The sequence below is a fragment of the Enterobacter cloacae subsp. cloacae ATCC 13047 genome, assembly GCF_000025565.1.
Classification (GTDB): domain Bacteria; phylum Pseudomonadota; class Gammaproteobacteria; order Enterobacterales; family Enterobacteriaceae; genus Enterobacter; species Enterobacter cloacae.
Window position 1 is genome coordinate 1,424,285 of record NC_014121.1, and the last position, 17,808, is coordinate 1,442,092.

At 57.7% G+C, this 17,808-nt stretch carries 16 protein-coding genes; 15 read left to right on the plus strand and 1 reads right to left on the minus strand.

Going from position 1 to position 17,808, the window contains the following annotated elements; translation table 11 throughout:
- The first annotated feature begins 16 nt into the window (after positions 1-16).
- Positions 17-520: a chemotaxis protein CheW gene (cheW, locus tag ECL_RS06925; RefSeq protein ID WP_013096054.1), complete on the plus strand. Its 504-nt coding sequence runs from the start codon at positions 17-19 to the stop codon at positions 518-520.
- Between the two features lie 104 nt (positions 521-624).
- Here the strand turns inward: cheW and ECL_RS06930 are convergent, their stop codons facing one another.
- Entirely contained in the window at positions 625-1,884 is a 1,260-nt protein-coding gene (locus ECL_RS06930; RefSeq protein WP_023620134.1) for a dicarboxylate/amino acid:cation symporter, read from the minus strand.
- A 428-nt stretch (positions 1,885-2,312) separates the two neighbouring features.
- Between ECL_RS06930 and ECL_RS06935 the strand changes: the two genes are divergently transcribed.
- From ECL_RS06935 to flhE, 14 genes are all read left to right on the plus strand, one after another.
- Positions 2,313-2,885 carry a Csu type fimbrial protein gene (locus ECL_RS06935; RefSeq protein ID WP_013096056.1) on the plus strand — a complete coding sequence of 191 codons (573 nt, stop codon included), beginning with the start codon at positions 2,313-2,315 and terminating at the stop codon, positions 2,883-2,885.
- 12 nt (positions 2,886-2,897) lie between these two features.
- Entirely contained in the window at positions 2,898-3,446 is a 549-nt protein-coding gene (locus ECL_RS06940; protein WP_028027938.1) for a Csu type fimbrial protein, read from the plus strand.
- A 16-nt stretch (positions 3,447-3,462) separates the two neighbouring features.
- Complete coding sequence (locus tag ECL_RS06945; protein WP_013096058.1) at positions 3,463-4,224, plus strand: fimbrial biogenesis chaperone; 762 nt, start codon at positions 3,463-3,465, stop codon at positions 4,222-4,224.
- Complete coding sequence (locus ECL_RS06950; protein ID WP_013096059.1) at positions 4,200-6,584, plus strand: fimbria/pilus outer membrane usher protein; 2,385 nt, start codon at positions 4,200-4,202, stop codon at positions 6,582-6,584. The genes ECL_RS06945 and ECL_RS06950 overlap by 25 nt, the downstream gene beginning before the upstream one ends.
- Entirely contained in the window at positions 6,581-7,543 is a 963-nt protein-coding gene (locus tag ECL_RS06955; RefSeq protein WP_013096060.1) for a Csu type fimbrial protein, read from the plus strand. Before ECL_RS06950 ends, ECL_RS06955 begins: the two co-directional genes overlap by 4 nt.
- A gap of 85 nt (positions 7,544-7,628) precedes the next feature.
- On the plus strand, positions 7,629-9,296 hold the full coding sequence (gene tar, locus ECL_RS06960; protein WP_013096061.1) for a methyl-accepting chemotaxis protein II: 1,668 nt from the start codon (positions 7,629-7,631) through the stop codon (positions 9,294-9,296).
- 44 nt (positions 9,297-9,340) lie between these two features.
- Positions 9,341-10,942 carry a methyl-accepting chemotaxis protein IV gene (gene tap / locus ECL_RS06965; RefSeq protein ID WP_013096062.1) on the plus strand — a complete coding sequence of 534 codons (1,602 nt, stop codon included), beginning with the start codon at positions 9,341-9,343 and terminating at the stop codon, positions 10,940-10,942.
- Positions 10,943-10,961: 19 nt separating this feature from the next.
- A complete protein-coding gene (gene cheR / locus ECL_RS06970) occupies positions 10,962-11,828 on the plus strand; it encodes a protein-glutamate O-methyltransferase CheR (protein WP_008500429.1) in 867 nt (288 codons plus the stop codon).
- On the plus strand, positions 11,825-12,874 hold the full coding sequence (locus ECL_RS06975) for a protein-glutamate methylesterase/protein-glutamine glutaminase (protein ID WP_013096064.1): 1,050 nt from the start codon (positions 11,825-11,827) through the stop codon (positions 12,872-12,874). The genes cheR and ECL_RS06975 overlap by 4 nt, the downstream gene beginning before the upstream one ends.
- Positions 12,875-12,891: 17 nt before the next feature.
- Positions 12,892-13,281 carry a chemotaxis response regulator CheY gene (cheY, locus tag ECL_RS06980; protein ID WP_008500431.1) on the plus strand — a complete coding sequence of 130 codons (390 nt, stop codon included), beginning with the start codon at positions 12,892-12,894 and terminating at the stop codon, positions 13,279-13,281.
- A 10-nt stretch (positions 13,282-13,291) separates the two neighbouring features.
- Positions 13,292-13,936, plus strand: coding sequence for a protein phosphatase CheZ (gene cheZ / locus ECL_RS06985; RefSeq protein ID WP_013096065.1), 645 nt, complete (start codon positions 13,292-13,294; stop codon positions 13,934-13,936).
- A 145-nt stretch (positions 13,937-14,081) separates the two neighbouring features.
- The gene (gene flhB / locus ECL_RS06990; RefSeq protein WP_013096066.1) at positions 14,082-15,230 is read left to right on the plus strand and encodes a flagellar biosynthesis protein FlhB; all 1,149 of its coding nucleotides are present in this window, start codon (positions 14,082-14,084) and stop codon (positions 15,228-15,230) included.
- Entirely contained in the window at positions 15,223-17,301 is a 2,079-nt protein-coding gene (gene flhA / locus ECL_RS06995; RefSeq protein WP_013096067.1) for a flagellar biosynthesis protein FlhA, read from the plus strand. The genes flhB and flhA overlap by 8 nt, the downstream gene beginning before the upstream one ends.
- Complete coding sequence (gene flhE, locus ECL_RS07000) at positions 17,301-17,693, plus strand: flagellar protein FlhE (protein ID WP_013096068.1); 393 nt, start codon at positions 17,301-17,303, stop codon at positions 17,691-17,693. The genes flhA and flhE overlap by 1 nt, the downstream gene beginning before the upstream one ends.
- The last annotated feature ends 115 nt before the right edge of the window (positions 17,694-17,808 follow it).

Below are 17,808 nucleotides of genomic sequence, written 5' to 3' on the forward strand. Positions count from 1 at the left end.
AGTAAAGGGTAAGAACATGACCGGTATGAGTAATGTAACGAAACTGGCGGGCGAGCCATCAGGACAGGAGTTCCTGGTATTCACTTTAGGCGATGAGGAGTACGGCATCGATATCCTGAAAGTGCAGGAAATTCGTGGTTACGATCAGGTTACCCGCATCGCGAACACGCCAGCGTTTATTAAAGGCGTCACTAACCTGCGCGGCGTGATTGTGCCTATCGTTGACCTGCGCGTGAAGTTCAGCCAGGGCGATGTGGAGTATAACGATAACACCGTGGTGATTGTCCTCAATCTGGGGCAGCGCGTGGTCGGTATCGTGGTGGATGGCGTGTCTGACGTGCTCTCACTGACGTCTGACCAAATCCGTCCGGCGCCGGAGTTTGCGGTCACGCTGTCTACCGAGTACCTGACGGGGCTGGGTGCGCTGGGTGAGCGTATGTTGATTCTGGTGAACATTGAGAAGCTGTTGAACAGCGAAGAGATGGCGTTGCTGGATATCGCGGCGAACCATGTAGCGTAGGTAAATGCAAAACGGCAATCCAGGTTGCCGTTTTTTGTGTTTGCTCCCTCTCCCGGTGGGAGAGGGGTGGGGTGAGGGCATCAGGCCACACCCCTTTTGTACTCTTACACTTCCTGCTCTACCAGCTCCGCTTCAGCTTCCCGCGCCCCTTCATTCTGCGACAGCATCGCGGTTGCAATCCCGTTACCCAGCACGTTAATGGCGGAACGCCCCATATCCAGGAAGTGGTCGATCCCCATCAGCAACAGAATACCCGCCACCGGAATATTAAAGCTTGGGATGGTCGCCGCCAGTACCACCAGCGAAGAGCGTGGTACCCCCGCAATGCCTTTTGATGCCAGCATCAGCGTCAGCATCAGAACGGTAACCTCAGAGAAACTCAAATGAATATTGTACGCCTGAGCGATAAACATTGAGGCAAAAGAGCAGTAGACCATCGAACCGACCAGGTTAAAGGAATACCCAATTGGCAGGACGAAAGAGGCGATGCTGCGCGAGCAGCCAAATCGCTCCAGTTGCTCAAGAGTTTTCGGATACGCTGCCTCGGAGCTGCTGGTGGTAAAGGCGACCAGCACCGGATCTTTCAGCATGCTGAGCAGGCGGAACACCTCTTTTTTCAGCACCATGTAACCCACTGCCAGCAACACCATGCAGGTGAGCAGGATCGCCACATAGTAGCCGCCAATAAAGGAGGCATAGTTCAGTAGAATGCCGAGACCCTGGGTGGCAATCACCGACGAGATCGCAGCGAAAATCGCCAGCGGGGCAACATACATGACGTAGCCCGTGACCTTCAGCATGATATGGGATACCACATCCAGCGCCGCGACCAGCGGGGCGTTGAATTTCTGGCCCAGCGACGCGCCGCCGATGCCAAAGAACATGGAGAACACCACAATTTGCAGAATTTCATTGTTCGCCATCGCCCCGGCAATGCTGGTCGGAATGGTATGTGAGAGGAACGCTTTCAGGGTCATGCCGCCGACGGCCAGCCCGGTATCCACTGCTTCAGTGGGGATCGTCAGGTTCAGACCGCTGCCTGGATGCTCCAGAGTGACAATAAACAGCCCCACCAGTATAGAAAGTACCGATGAGCTGATAAACCATACCATCGCTTTACCGCCTACGCGGCCAATAGTCGAGGTTTCGCCCATTTTCATAATGCCGACCGTCAGCGTGCTGAAGACCAACGGTGCAATCACCATTTTGATCAGTCGCAGAAAAATATCGGTGAGAAGCGTAATGTTATCCGACCAGGTTTTGATGGCATCCGCAGATGCGTATTCATGAATGGCCGCCCCTGAAAGAATACCCGCCAGCATGAATATCACGATGAAGAGCGTAAGTTTGTTTGCACTTGCCACGAAAAAGACCCCTATGCGCTGTAGATGTCGCCCGCGCCGATATATATGGATTTTTTATTACTGCGCGGGAAATTATTCGGCACATAAATTGAAGTAAAGCGGGGGGAGATACAACTCCTTTTTAAATTTTATTAATTTTGTTGCTAATGCCGCGACGATATATTGTGACGCTTATCACACTTTAATGGGATATATCCTCAGGCAACATTCGGTAAATTCCGTTTATAAATCAATAACCCAATGTTTCTAAAATCATTTCTCTGTCAATCGGACAAGGGGGTGACTGACATGGCCGCCAGTGGTCGAAGCGATAACCATAAACTAAATTCTCAATAACCCCCTCGGAGGAACATTAAGCGGGGCTAACATCTTGAACGTTAAAACTAAATTGTTGTACGTGAACGGAGACGTCTTCTGGAGGGTGGTAAATGAAAAGAAAACGCCTTTTGACCTGCGCTGGCATTCTGTTAACCGCGACAACCGCCCATCAGGCGCTGGCGGTCACCAGTAGTGGCACTATCGGCGCGACGCTGACATTGACAAACGGGTGTCTGATTAATGGATCGCCCACCCAAAACGGCATTAACTTCGGGACACTGGATTTCGGGACCCATCCTGCAACCTTTTCCACCCTGACGACGCAGTTGACCGGTGCCAGCGGCGGAAACACCTTCACGATTCAATGTACAACCGCCAGCTACACGGTGGCGATAACCGGGAATACCAACTCCACTGCGCCGGGCACCGTCGTTGGCACGACGGGGACACCCGCCCGCTATCTGATTAACACCACCAACACGGCGCAGGGTGTGGCATACAGCCTGTATAGCGACAGCGGATTTAATAACGTTGTGGCGAATAACGCGGCATTGCCGATCGCGTCCACGGCCGGTGGGGTGGACAGTTACACCCTCTACGGGCGTATTACCGGCGGCGGAAACAGCGTTACGGTGGTACCGGGGACCTACACCGACACCATAAATGTCAGCGTAACCTATTAGCCCACTTAGCCCATGAAGACCGCTTTTTCAGGTCTGCGCCACTGCGCAGAGGGGATCGTGCATCTTTTTTTTACGCTGATCCTCGGGCTGGCGCTGGTGCCGGCCGCTATGGCCGTCACGTCGCAGTCCTTTAAGGTCAGCGCGACCATTGTGCCGGGATGCGCGGTGAGCACCGGCAGTGGGGGGCTGTTAGGCACGCTGAACTTCGGTACCCATACCGGCGTGGAGAGTGCTCCGGTGAGCACCAGCTTCGTACCAAACGGGGCACTCTCGATCGCCTGTACGCCAGGCGTGGCGCTGAGTATGAGTATTAACGGCGGGCAGAATTACGCCTCCGTGCGGCGAATGACGCGCAACGGCGGGAACGACGTGGTGGGATACCGGCTTTACAGCAGCAGTTCACTTGCGGCGAACAGCGAAATAGGGGTCAACCAGGCGATTCCGGTGACCTATACCAACAGCAATAACATCGCGCTGCCGCTGTTTGGCGTGGCGCTATTGACCGGGTTCAGCCCGGCAGGAACCTATTCTGATCAACTTACCGTGACCTTGTCATGGTGATAAAGGGAGAGAGTCGATGACGGCATATTTCAGGCGCATATGTCTGGGAAGTTTGCTGGGGGTGATGGCCGTGGCGGCAGGCCAGGTGCAGGCCGCCGCCACCATTCTGTTATGGCCTATCGATCCGTGGCTGGCGGCTGATGCCAAAGCCACGGAGCTGTGGATCCAGAATCAAGGAAACAGCCCAACCACCATGCAGGTACGCATTGTGCGCTGGAAGCAGGAGGGCGGGTTCGAACGTTACAGTGCCCAGCAGGATGTGGTGGCCAGCCCGCCAATTGTCACCATCGCAGCGGGCAGCAAGCAGCTTATTCGTCTTATCAAACAGGGGACGGTTCCGGTGGGGGGCGAGCAGGCCTACCGCATTATTGTCGATGAAATTCCTCAGCCGGACAACAAAGCCGAACCGGCTATTGGTCTCAAACTGCAGATGCGTTATTCCATTCCCCTTTTTGTCTATGGGCAGGGGATCCCGACAAGCAAAGAGGGGGCGCACCATGCGTTTGTGGATACGCACAACCTCAGCTGGCGGGTAAAAAATGAGGGCGGACAGCCTCAGCTGGAGGTTAACAACCGGGGCGATGTACACGTCAGGCTCAGTCAGGTTTCGCTGGTGCAGGGCGGGCAGAAACGTCCTGTTGCTGAGGGATTGCTGGGCTACGTGCTGGCGGGCAGTACCCGCAGCTGGGCCATCCCGGCCGGAATTCGGCAGCCAGACCAGATGCGCGCGCAGATTAACGCCAGGGATGAACAATGGCAGTCGACGCCCGTCAACTGAAACCGGCGATGATGATCCTGCTTTGCGTCACGACCAGCGCCTGGGCAGAACCCGGCGATGACAGTTTACCGCCGCCTCCCGAGGCCCGGGCGGTGAACGATGAGGTGGTTTTTCAGCTTGGCCTCATAGTGAACCACTACGATACCGGTCTGGTGGTGCCCGTGACGCAGCGTAAAGGCGCTTACTTTGTCTCGAGCGCCGATTTGCTGCGTGCCGGGCTGCCGCCGGAGCATGTGCCGACCGGCGAGGTGGATCTCTCATCGCTTGCTCAGGTTCGCGTGGAGTACGACAGCGCCGCACAGCGTCTGCTGCTCACTGTGCCCCGCGAATGGGTGGCCTCCCGGGTGACCTCCTTTGGCGGGCAAACCGCGCAAAGCAAACCTCACTTTGGGCGCGGGGCGCTGCTGAATTACGATCTTTATACCAACCACACGGAACACGTGGGCGGCCAGGCTTCTCTGTGGCATGAGTTCCGCTACTTCAATGAACGCGGCTCGCTCTCTTCTACCGGTTATGTGCGGAAAAATTTCGCTGGCGATGACGGCCAGCAGGCCGGATATGTGCGCTATGACACCACCCTGCTGGTCACCAACGAAGAGGACGCCACCACCTGGACGGCCGGGGATGTGATCAGCGATGCCCTGAGCTGGAGCTCCAGCGTGCGTATGGGTGGGATAAGCTACGGGCGTGACTTCTCCCTGCGCCCGGATCTGGTGACCTGGCCGCTACCGGAATTCTCCGGGGAAGCAGCGGTTCCCACCTCGGTCGATCTCTTTATTAATGGCTATCGGTCTGGCTCTACGCAGCTTCAGCCGGGCCCCTTTACCCTGACGAATCTGCCCTATATTAACGGGGCCGGGGACGCGGTGCTGATCACCACCGATGCGCTGGGACGGCAGGTGAGCACTACGCTGCCGTTCTATGTCACCAGCGAACTGCTTAAACGCGGCTTGAGCGATGGGGCGGTGACGCTGGGAAGCCTGCGGCGCAACTACGGGATCGACAATTTTGATTATGGTCCGGCGGCGGGCAGCGGTTCGTATCGCTACGGGGTAACGGACTGGCTGACCCTTGAAGGTCACGCGGAAGGGGCGGAGTCGCTGGCGCTGGGCGGGGCCGGGACGGTGGTGAAGCTCGGGCACTTTGGCGTTGTGAATACCGCGTATACCCAAAGCCGGATGCGCGGCGATGAGGGCGGGCAGATCGCCTGGGGCTATCAGTACAGCACCAGCGATTTTAGCCTTGCCACTCAACATACGCGACGCGATCGCGGCTTTGGCAACCTGGCCCTCTATGACCAGCCGACGATGTATGACGAAAACGACCGGCCTGTCGCCAGCTTCAGCCGCAATACCGATCAATATTCCCTGACTTTTAATCTTGGGCAGTACGGCAATATCGGGGCCGCCTGGATCGGTGTGGAGAGTTTTGACAGCCAGAAAACAGAACTGCTTAACCTCTCATGGAGCCGCAACCTGTGGGGCGCGAGCAGTCTTTACCTCGCCGCAAGCCGTGATCAGCAGCGGGGCGACTGGACGGTTGCACTCTCGCTACAGGTCCCGCTTGGGGAACGGGACAGCGCCGCAGTCACCTTCGAAAACACGCCGGAGGCAGGCAGCACGCAGCGCATCAACTACAACCACTCCATGCCTTCCGATGGCGGGTTAAGCTGGAACATGGCATGGGCGCATCAGTCGCGGGCGAACAATTATCAGCAGGGAACCTTGGGCTGGCGTAACAATAATATCGAAGTGCAGGGCGGGGCCTACGGTGAAAAGGACATGATGACCTGGTGGAGCGAGGCGCTGGGCTCCATTGTGCTGATGGACGGCGAGCTGTTTGCGGCGAATAAAATCAACGACGCCTTTGTGGTGATCAGCACCGATGGTCAACCGGATGTGCCCGTCAGCTACGAGAACCAGCCGGTCGGCAAAACGAATCGTAACGGCTATCTGCTGGTGAGCGGCGTATCGGCCTATTACCCGGCCAGTTACCGCATTGACACCCTCAATCTGCCTGCCGATACGCGTCTGAAAGAGACCGAACGCCGGATTGCGATCCGCCGCCACAGTGGTTATCTGGTGGACTTCCCGATGGAGCAGGAGCGGGTGGCAAGTGTCATTCTGCATGATGCCGAGGGACAGGCCATTCCGGTGGGCAGCCAGGTCAGACGTGCCTCACGCAGCAACGCGGTGGTGGGTTATGACGGGATCGCCTGGCTGGAAAATCTTAGCGACGTCAATTCGCTGGAGGTGATCACCCCGACGGGCAAACGGTGCCAGGCGATGCTGACCGTTGGCGCGAACCCGGAACACAGGCTGCAAACCTACGGGCCGCTGATATGTCGGGAGGCACGGTGACGCGTTATCTGCTGGTGATTCTGCTGCTCTTCTCCGGTGCCAGCAGCGCGGCCTGCACCGTCAGTACGGTGAATGCGTCGTTTGGCAGCGTGACCTCGTTCGCGCTGAGCGGAACCGGGGAAGTGGAAACCACCGGTACGCTGGTGGTGGCCTGCGATACGGTCCTCAACCTCCTTACCAACGACTCGGTGGCGCTGACTTACACCTCGGCATCGATATTCGCCAACAGTCGCGCCACCCTGAAGCGCACGGACAATGCGGCTATTACCGATGTCATACCCACGCGCCTGTGCGCTGCCTCCGGCTGTGGCGGTAGCAGCGAAGTGCAGATCGGTAATGCCTATACCTGGAGCGGGAACACGCTGCTCGGGCTGCTGGGGTCGAAGCGCTACAACATTCCGCTCTATTTCCGTACGGTGCCGGGACAGAACGTCTCGGCCGGGCCGTATCAGGTGCTGCTGACATTCAGCATTAATTACAACGTCTGTGCCGTTGGCGCTGCCGGACTTTGCCTGACGCCGCAAACCGGCACGGCCACCACCACGATCCTTCTCAACATGACCGTCACTAACGACTGCAGCACCATGACCACGCCGGACGTGAATTTCAACAGCGCGCCGCTAGTACAAAGTTTTCCCACCGTCTCGCAGGCCATCGCCGTCACCTGCACCAAAGGCAGTACCTATACCATAGGGATTAACAATGGTGCCAATGCGCTGAACAACGTTCGTCGCATGGTGAGCGGCAGTAACTACATGAGTTACGACATCTATAAAGAAGCCACCACCAACCGCTGGGGCAGCAGCGGCACCGAACGCTGGACCAGTGCGACCTCATCCCAGGTCAGTACAGACGGATTACTGCGTACCTACAATTACACCGCCAAAGTCCTGACCGGGCAGGCCACGCCCCCCGCCGGAACCTATACCGACACGCTGATTGTTGACGTGGCGTTCTAACCCCCGCGCTTTTCCCTTTCGCAAATGTAAAGTTCCTGTGGCCTGTGCCGATAACACCGTTAATAAATCTATGAGAAGGTGTTGTATGTTGAACCGTATCCGCGTTGTCACAATGCTCATGATGGTGCTGGTCATTTTCGCACTACTTCAGCTTATCTCCGGTGGGCTTTTTTTCTCGTCGTTAAAACAGAATCAGGACAGTTTCGCCGCCTCAAACGATCTGCGCCTGCAGCAGAGTGAACTCACGTCAACGTGGGATTTGATGCTGCAAACGCGTATCAACCTGAGCCGCTCCTCCGCCCGCATGATGATGGATCCCAATAACCAGCAGAGCAGCGCGAAAACCGATCTGCTGAAAAATGCCCGCGCAACCCTTGCGGATGCCGCAAAGCATTACGACGCCTTTAAGAAGATCGCCCCGCAGCCTGCCATGGAGCAGGTGAGCCAGAATATCGATGAAAAATATAACGCCTACTATGCCGGTCTGACGGAGCTTATCCAGTTCCTGGAGAGCGGCAACATGGACGCCTATTTCGCCCAGCCGACACAAGGAATGCAAAACGCGCTCGGCGCGGCGCTGAGTGAATACGCCAAAGCCAGCGCAGATCTCTACCACTCGGCCTTTACGGAAAGCCAGAATGATTACCGCTTTGCCAAATGGCAGATGGCTGTAATGGCGCTGGCGCTGGCCATTGTGCTGATCGCGGTATGGTACGGCATTCGCCATAGCCTGCTGAACCCACTGGGTCGCGTCATTGCCCATATCCGCGAGATTGCCAGCGGCGATTTGACCAAAACGCTGACCGTCTCCGGGCGTAACGAAATCACCGAACTGGCTAACAGCGTAGACCATATGCAGCGTTCGCTTATCGATACCGTTGCCAACGTGCGTAGCGGCACGGATGCCATCTATACCGGCACCAGCGAAATTGCGATGGGCAATAACGATCTCTCTTCCCGTACCGAACAACAGGCCTCCGCGCTGGAAGAGACCGCGGCCAGCATGGAACAGCTCACCGCCACCGTGAAGCAGAACGCGGATAACGCGCGTCAGGCTTCTCAGCTGGCAGAAAGCGCGTCCGAAACGGCGCAGCGTGGCGGTCGGGTGGTGGATGGGGTGGTGAAAACCATGCATGAAATTGCCGACAGCTCGAAGAAAATCGCTGACATCATCAGCGTGATCGACGGCATTGCCTTCCAGACCAATATCCTGGCGCTGAACGCCGCCGTTGAGGCTGCGCGTGCGGGTGAACAGGGGCGCGGGTTTGCGGTGGTGGCCGGTGAAGTGCGTAATCTCGCCAGCCGCAGTGCTAACGCGGCGAAAGAGATTAAAGCCCTGATTGAAGACTCGGTTTCCCGCGTCGATACCGGCTCCGTGCTGGTGGAAAGCGCAGGGGAGACCATGAATGACATCGTGAATGCCGTTACCCGCGTAACGGACATCATGGGTGAAATCGCCTCTGCCTCTGATGAGCAGAGTCGTGGTATCGACCAGGTTGCCCTGGCGGTATCGGAAATGGATCGCGTGACACAGCAAAACGCCGCTCTGGTGCAGGAGTCCGCCGCGGCGGCCGCTGCGCTGGAAGACCAGGCGAGCCGTCTGAAGATGGCCGTCTCGGCGTTTCGTCTCGCTTCACTCGCTGGAAATACGGTCACCCCGCAAGCCACGTATCGTGCGCCAGCCGCTGAGCCGGCGGCCACGCGTACCCGCGCCGCGACGACCGGACATGATGAAAACTGGGAAACATTTTGACTGACATTTAAACCGCGGCTGCTTGCCGCTTGATGGGAGCGTGGATGTTAAATCGTATTCGTATCTCGACCACACTGTTTTTGATTCTGATCCTTTGCGGTGTGTTGCAGGTTGGCAGTAACGGGTTGTCTTTTTGGGCGTTTCGCGATGGCTATCAGAATTTGCAGGAAGTTGAGGCGAGTAATCAGCAGCGCTCCGCACTGGCACAAACGCGTGCCGTGCTGTTGCAGGCAAGCACTGCGCTGAACAAGGCGGGAACCTTAACCGCGCTGAGTTATCCGCCAGATGATATCAAGGCGCTGATGGCGACGGCGCGCAACAGCCTTAAGCAGGCCGACGCGCAGTTCAAAACGTTCACCGCGCAGGAGGACGTCAGCGAAAAAGGGAAAGCGCTGAAAGCTGCCATGAAGAAGAACTTTGAGCAGTGGCACAGCGATCTGGATCACCAGGCGACCTGGCTTGAGAACAACCAGCTCTCGGACTTTATGAGCGCGCCGGTGCAGGCCTCACAGGCGGCGTTTGATGACAGCTTTAACGCCTGGCAGCAGGATATTAACCAGTTTGTTCAGCGCGCAGGGGAAAGCAGCCGCATGAGCTACCACATGTCCGGCGTGATTTTTACCGTGGTGGTGATTCTGGCGGCACTGCTGACCGGTGCCGCGCTGCTCTGGTCGCGCAAGATGATTGTTCAGCCGCTGGCGATTATCAGCAGCCACTTCGACAGCATTGCGAAGGGGGATCTGGCGCGTCCGGTGGCGGTGTATGGCAAAAACGAAATTTCGGCGATCTTTGCCAGCCTGAAGGCGATGCAAGGATCGCTACGGGAAACGGTCTCCGATGTGCGCCAGGGCAGCTATGCCATGCACACCGGGATCTCAGAGATTGCGGCTGGCAATAACGATCTCTCTTCCCGTACCGAGCAACAGGCGGCCTCGCTGGCGCAAACGGCGGCCAGCATGGAACAGCTGACTGCGACGGTAAGCCAGAACGCCGACAACGCGCGCCAGGCGTCAGACCTGTCAAAACAGGCGGCGATGACGGCGAAGAAGGGGGGCGACCAGGCGTCTCATGTGGCCAGCACCATGCAGGATATTGCCGCCAGTTCGCAGAAAATTGGCGACATCATCAGCGTGATTGATGGCATTGCGTTCCAGACCAACATTCTGGCGCTGAACGCGGCTGTGGAAGCGGCGCGTGCGGGTGAGCAGGGGCGCGGGTTTGCGGTGGTGGCGGGTGAAGTCCGTAACCTGGCGAGCCGCAGCGCCAACGCGGCAAAAGAGATCAAAGGGCTGATTGAAGAGTCTGTCTCCCGCGTCCAGCAAGGCTCCGCGCTGGTGGATACGGCGGCGAAAACCATGCACGAGATTGTCACCTCCGTTACGCGGGTGAACGACATCATGGGCGAAATTGCCTCGGCGTCTGATGAGCAGCGTCGCGGGATTGAGCAGGTGGCCCAGGCGGTAAGCCAGATGGATCAGGTCACGCAGCAGAATGCCTCGTTAGTGGAGGAAGCGGCAGCGGCAACCGATCAGCTGGCCAGTCAGGCGGATCATCTCACCGGGCTGGTCGCGATATTTAATGTCAAAGAGCACGTTGAAGCAGTAACAGAAGTCGGGCGGTCGCAGGCCGTGCCAGTTGTATCCTGAATGTAATTAAGAAGGCGCTATGACATCACCAATGCCTCCAGGGCAAACGTCATTATTGTTGCAGATGACACAGCGCCTCGCGCTGTCCGACGCGCATTTTCGTCGGATATGTCAGTTAATTTACCAGCGTGCGGGGATCGTGCTTGCTGACCATAAGCGAGACATGGTCTACAACCGTCTGGTGCGGCGCCTGCGTACGCTGGGGCTGGATGACTTTGGTCGCTACCTGAGCATGCTCGAAGCGAACCAGAACAGCGCCGAGTGGCAGGCTTTTATTAATTCTTTAACCACTAACCTGACGGCCTTTTTCCGCGAAGCTCATCACTTCCCGGTACTGGCAGAGCACGCCCGCCGTCGCACCGGGGAATATCGCGTCTGGAGTGCGGCGGCCTCGACCGGGGAAGAGCCTTACTCGCTGGCGATCACCCTTGCCGATACCCTGGGAATGGCGCCGGGTCGCTGGAAAGTGTACGCCAGCGATATCGACACCGAAGTGCTGGAGAAGGCGCGTAACGGCGTCTATCGCCAGGATGAGCTGAAGACGTTGTCGCCTCAGCAGCTTCAGCGTTACTTCATGCGCGGTACCGGCCCGCATGAAGGGCTGGTGCGCGTGCGCCAGGAGCTGGCGAACTGCGTGGAGTTTGCACCGGTTAACCTGCTGGATAAGCAGTACAACGTGCCGGGGCCTTTCGACGCCATTTTTTGCCGTAACGTCATGATCTATTTTGATAAAACGACGCAACAGGACATTCTGCGTCGGTTTGTTCCGTTGCTCAAGCCTGACGGTTTACTGTTTGCCGGGCACTCGGAAAACTTCAGCAACCTCGTGCGTGAGTTTAGCCTGCGTGGGCAAACGGTATATGCGCTGAGTAAGGAAAAAGCATGAGTAAAATCAGGGTATTGTCTGTCGATGATTCGGCGCTGATGCGCCAGATCATGACTGAAATTATCAATAGCCACAGCGACATGGAGATGGTCGCTACCGCGCCGGATCCGCTGGTAGCGCGGGATTTAATTAAAAAATATAACCCCGACGTGCTGACGCTGGATGTCGAGATGCCGCGCATGGATGGCATTGATTTCCTGGAAAAGTTGATGCGTCTGCGTCCGATGCCGGTGGTGATGGTCTCATCGCTGACCGGCAAAGGCTCGGAAATTACGCTGCGCGCGCTGGAGCTGGGGGCGGTGGATTTCGTCACCAAACCCCAGCTTGGCATTCGTGAAGGCATGCCGGCCTACAGCGAAATGATCGCTGAGAAGATCCGCACCGCCTCGCGCGCGAAGCTCGCGGCCCATAAGCCAACGGCTGCCCCGGCAACCCTGAAGGCGGGTCCGTTACTCAGCTCGGAAAAACTGCTGGTGATTGGCGCATCAACCGGAGGAACAGAGGCAATTCGCCATGTACTCCAGCCATTGCCGCTTTCCAGTCCGGGTATTCTGATTACTCAACATATGCCGCCAGGCTTTACCCGCTCGTTCGCGGAGCGTCTGAACAAGCTGTGCCAGATCAGCGTGAAAGAGGCGGAAGATGGCGAACGTGTGCTCCCGGGTCATGCTTACATCGCGCCGGGCGATAAGCATATGGAGCTGGCGCGCAGCGGCGCTAACTATCAAATCAAAATTCATGACGGGCCGCCGGTAAACCGGCACCGTCCGTCGGTGGATGTGCTGTTTCATTCGGTGGCGAAACATGCGGGGCGCAACGCCGTTGGGGTGATCCTGACGGGGATGGGCAACGATGGTGCCGCCGGAATGCTTGCAATGCACCAGGCTGGCGCCTGGACGATTGCGCAGAATGAAGCAAGTTGTGTGGTGTTCGGCATGCCGCGCGAGGCCATCAATATGGGTGGCGTGAGCGAAGTGGTCGATCTTAGCCAGGTAAGCCAGCAGATGCTGGCGAAAATCAGTGCCGGACAGGCAATACGTATTTGACTCAGGAGTATTATTTTATGGCGGATAAAGAGCTTAAGTTTTTGGTTGTGGATGACTTTTCCACCATGCGTCGCATTGTGCGCAACCTGCTGAAAGAGCTGGGCTTCAACAACGTTGAAGAAGCAGAAGACGGCGTGGATGCGCTGAACAAACTGCAGGCGGGCGGGTTTGGTTTTGTTATCTCTGACTGGAACATGCCGAACATGGATGGTCTGGAACTGCTGAAAACCATCCGCGCGGATGCAGGCATGGCCTCTATGCCGGTGCTGATGGTGACCGCAGAAGCGAAAAAAGAGAACATCATTGCCGCTGCACAGGCGGGCGCAAGCGGCTATGTGGTGAAGCCATTCACCGCGGCGACCCTGGAAGAGAAGCTCGGTAAGATCTTCGAGAAACTCGGCATGTGAGGTGTTGGTTATGATGCAACCTGCTATGAAACCCGTTGAAGAACATTCGCCCAGCGATATCATTGCCCGCATCGGCAGCCTGACACGCATGCTGCGTGACAGCCTGCGTGAACTGGGGCTGGACCAGGCAATCGCAGAAGCGGCGGAAGCGATTCCTGACGCGCGTGACCGTCTGGACTACGTTGTGCAGATGACCGCGCAAGCGGCTGAACGTGCGCTGAACAGCGTTGAAGCGTCACAACCGCACCAGGATGCGATGGAAAAGGGCGCGAAAGCGCTGACCAAACGCTGGGATGAGTGGTTTGAGAATCCTATCGAGCTGGCGGATGCCCGCGAGCTGGTGACGGATACCCGTCAGTTCCTGGGCGATGTACCGGGCCACACCAGCTTCACCAACGCTCAGCTGCTGGACATCATGATGGCGCAGGATTTCCAGGACCTGACCGGTCAGGTGATCAAGCGCATGATGGATGTGATTCAGGAGATTGAACGTCAGCTGCTGATGGTGCTGCTGGAAAACATCCCGGAACCGGCTGCACGTCCGAAACGCGAGAACGAAAGCCTGCTTAATGGCCCACAGCTCGACGCCACCAAAGCGGGCGTTGTGGCAAGCCAGGATCAGGTAGACGACCTGCTGGACAGCCTCGGCTTCTGATACGCCTTTCCGCCTCAGGTGTGCATGCGCCTGAGGCGGTTAACGCAGAATCACCGAAAAGAGCCCGAATAAACGGGCTTTTCCCGCCATTGGATTTCCTCTGCGCTGGCATGATACCCGTGACGTAATGGGCTGAGCATGCACTGTGGCAGAAGAGAACGACGACAAAACAGAAGCCCCCACACCCCACCGACTTGAAAAAGCGCGTGAGGAAGGGCAGATCCCCCGATCCCGAGAGCTGACATCCCTGCTGATCCTTATTGTGGGTGTGTGCATCATCTGGTGGGGTGGGGAGTCGCTCGCCCGAAAACTGGCCGGGATGCTCTCTGCCGGATTACGTTTCGACCACAGTATGGTCAACGACCCAAACCTTATCCTCAGCCAGATTATTCAGCTTATTAAAGGGGCCATGGTCGCACTGCTGCCCCTGATTACCGGGGTGGTGCTGGTCGCGCTGATCTCGCCGGTGATGCTTGGCGGTCTGGTCTTTAGCACCAAATCGCTGCAACCAAAATTTTCCAAACTGAACCCGCTGTCCGGCATCGCGAAAATGTTCTCCGCGCAGACCGGGGCAGAACTGCTTAAAGCCATCCTCAAAGCGGCGCTGATGGGCAGTGCCGCGGGGTTTTACCTGTGGCACAACTGGCCGGAAATGATGCGGCTTATCAGCGAGTCGCCTCTGACCGCGATGAGCAATGCATTGAATCTGGTCGGACTCTGCGCGCTGCTGGTGGTCCTCAGCATTATTCCGATGGTGGGGTTCGACGTCATCTTCCAGCTGTACAGCCATTTCAAAAAACTGCGCATGTCCCGTCAGGATATCCGTGACGAATATAAGCAGATGGAAGGTGACCCGCACGTGAAAGGGCGTATCCGCCAGATGCAGCGCGCCGCCGCCCGTCGACGGATGATGGAAGATGTGCCGAAAGCCGACGTTATTGTCACCAACCCGACCCACTATTCCGTTGCGCTGCAGTACGACGAAAACAAAATGAGCGCGCCGAAAGTGGTGGCGAAGGGGGCGGGCTTAATCGCCCTGCGCATCCGCGAGATTGGCACGGAAAACCGGGTGCCAATACTGGAAGCGCCGCCGCTGGCGCGTGCGTTGTACCGCCACGCGGAAATTGGACAACAGATCCCAGGTCAACTCTACGCCGCCGTGGCGGAAGTGCTGGCCTGGGTATGGCAGTTGAAACGCTGGCGTCTGGCTGGCGGTCAACGACCTGTCAAACCTGAGAACCTTCCGGTGCCTGCTGCGCTGGATTTTATGAACGAGAAGGACACTGATGGCTAATCTGGTGGCAATGTTGCGCCTGCCCGGCAACCTGAAATCGACCCAATGGCAGATCCTTGCCGGGCCGATCCTCATCCTGCTAATCCTGTCGATGATGGTATTGCCGCTGCCGGCATTCATCCTCGACCTGCTTTTCACTTTCAACATTGCGTTGTCCATCATGGTGTTGCTGGTGGCGATGTTTACCCAGCGTACCCTTGAGTTTGCGGCGTTTCCGACCATCCTGCTGTTTACCACCCTGTTACGACTGGCGCTGAACGTGGCGTCCACGCGTATCATCCTGATGGAAGGCCACACCGGCGCGGCAGCCGCGGGTAAAGTGGTTGAGGCCTTTGGCCACTTCCTCGTGGGCGGTAACTTTGCCATCGGTATCGTGGTGTTTGTCATTCTCGTTATCATCAACTTTATGGTTATCACCAAAGGTGCAGGGCGTATTGCGGAAGTGGGTGCGCGCTTTGTGCTGGACGGGATGCCGGGTAAGCAGATGGCGATCGACGCCGACCTTAACGCCGGGCTTATCGCGGAAGATGAAGCGAAAAAACGCCGTGCGGAAGTGACCCAGGAAGCGGACTTCTACGGCTCAATGGACGGTGCGAGTAAGTTTGTGCGCGGTGACGCCATCGCGGGCATTCTCATCATGGTGATTAACGTGGTGGGCGGCCTGCTTGTTGGGGTGCTGCAGCATGGCATGGGCATGGGCCAGGCGGCTGAAAGCTATACGCTGCTGACCATTGGTGACGGTCTGGTTGCCCAGATCCCGGCGCTGGTCATTTCTACCGCCGCGGGCGTTATCGTTACCCGCGTCAGTACCGATCAGGACGTTGGCGAGCAGATGGTTGGCCAGCTGTTCAGCAACCCGCGCGTCATGCTGCTGGCGGCGGCGGTGCTGGGTCTGCTCGGCCTGGTGCCGGGCATGCCGAACCTGGTGTTCCTGCTGTTCACGGCAGCACTGCTGGGCCTTGCCTGGTGGATGCGTGGCCGTGAAATGAAACCCGCGGCAGAACCTGTACCGGTAAAAATGCCGGAGAACACGCAGGCCGTGGAAGCCACCTGGAACGACGTTCAGCTGGAAGATTCGCTGGGGATGGAAGTGGGTTACCGTCTGATCCCGATGGTCGATTTCCAGCAGGATGGTGAACTGCTTGGCCGCATCCGCAGTATCCGGAAAAAATTCGCCCAGGATATGGGCTTCCTGCCGCCGGTTGTGCACATCCGCGACAACATGGATCTTCCGCCTGCCCGCTACCGTATTCTGATGAAAGGGGTTGAGATTGGCAGCGGTGATGCGTATCCAGGCCGCTGGCTGGCGATTAACCCGGGCACAGCCGCCGGTACGCTGCCGGGTGAACAGACCATCGATCCCGCGTTTGGTCTGGCCGCTATCTGGATTGAAAGCGCGCTCAAAGAGCAGGCGCAAATTCAGGGGTATACCGTGGTGGAGGCCAGTACCGTGGTGGCTACCCATCTTAACCACCTGATTGGACAGTTCTCAGCAGAGCTGTTTGGCCGTCAGGAAGCACAGCAGTTACTCGACCGCGTGAGCCAGGAGATGCCGAAGCTGACGGAGGATCTGGTGCCGGGCGTGCTGACGTTGACCACGCTGCATAAGGTGCTGCAAAACCTGCTTGATGAAAAAGTGCCGATCCGCGATATGCGCACCATTCTGGAAACCCTCGCCGAGCATGCGCCGCTGCAAAGCGATCCGCATGAGCTGACGGCGGTGGTGCGCGTGGCGCTGGGCCGCGCGATCACCCAGCAGTGGTTCCCGGGCACCGGCGAAGTGCAGGTGATTGGCCTGGATACACCGCTGGAACGTCTGCTGTTGCAGGCCCTGCAGGGCGGTGGCGCGCTGGAGCCGGGTCTGGCTGACCGTCTGCTGGCGCAAACACAGGAGGCGCTGGCGCGTCAGGAGATGCTGGGGGCACCGCCGGTGCTACTGGTAAACCATGCGCTGCGTCCGCTGCTGTCACGCTTCCTGCGCCGTAGCCTGAACCAGCTGGTGGTGCTGTCGAATCTGGAGCTGTCTGATAATCGCCATATTCGTATGACGGCGACGATTGGAGGTAAATAATGCGTAAGTGGTTAGGGCTATTACTCTTCCCGCTGGTGGCGCAGGCCGCGGGCGAAGGGAGCTGGCAGGCCAGCAGCATCGGCGTGACCCTCAGCAACCGTGGCGTGGCGATGTCGTCGCGCCCGCTGGCGCCTTCTGAACCGGTGTCCGGTCAGATGAGCCTGGTGGTGTGGAACTACTCGCTGATTGGCCCGACGCCTGCCGGGCTGCAGGTGCGTCTGTGCTCCCAGAGCCGTTGCACGGAAATCGACGGAGAGAGCGGCACTACCCAGGCGTTTAACGGCGTACCTGCTATAGAACCTTTACGCTTTATCTGGGAAGTGCCGGGCGGCGGGCGGTTGATCCCGGCGCTCAAGGTGCAGAGTAATTCCGTTATCGTTAACTACCGCTAGTTGCCTGCCTCAACGCCCGTTATCAACGTTTATGATAGCGGGCTCGCAAAAATGACCTCACCTTTTGAAGTAATAGAAACGCTGTTTTATAAATCAGTGATGCACGTAATGACAC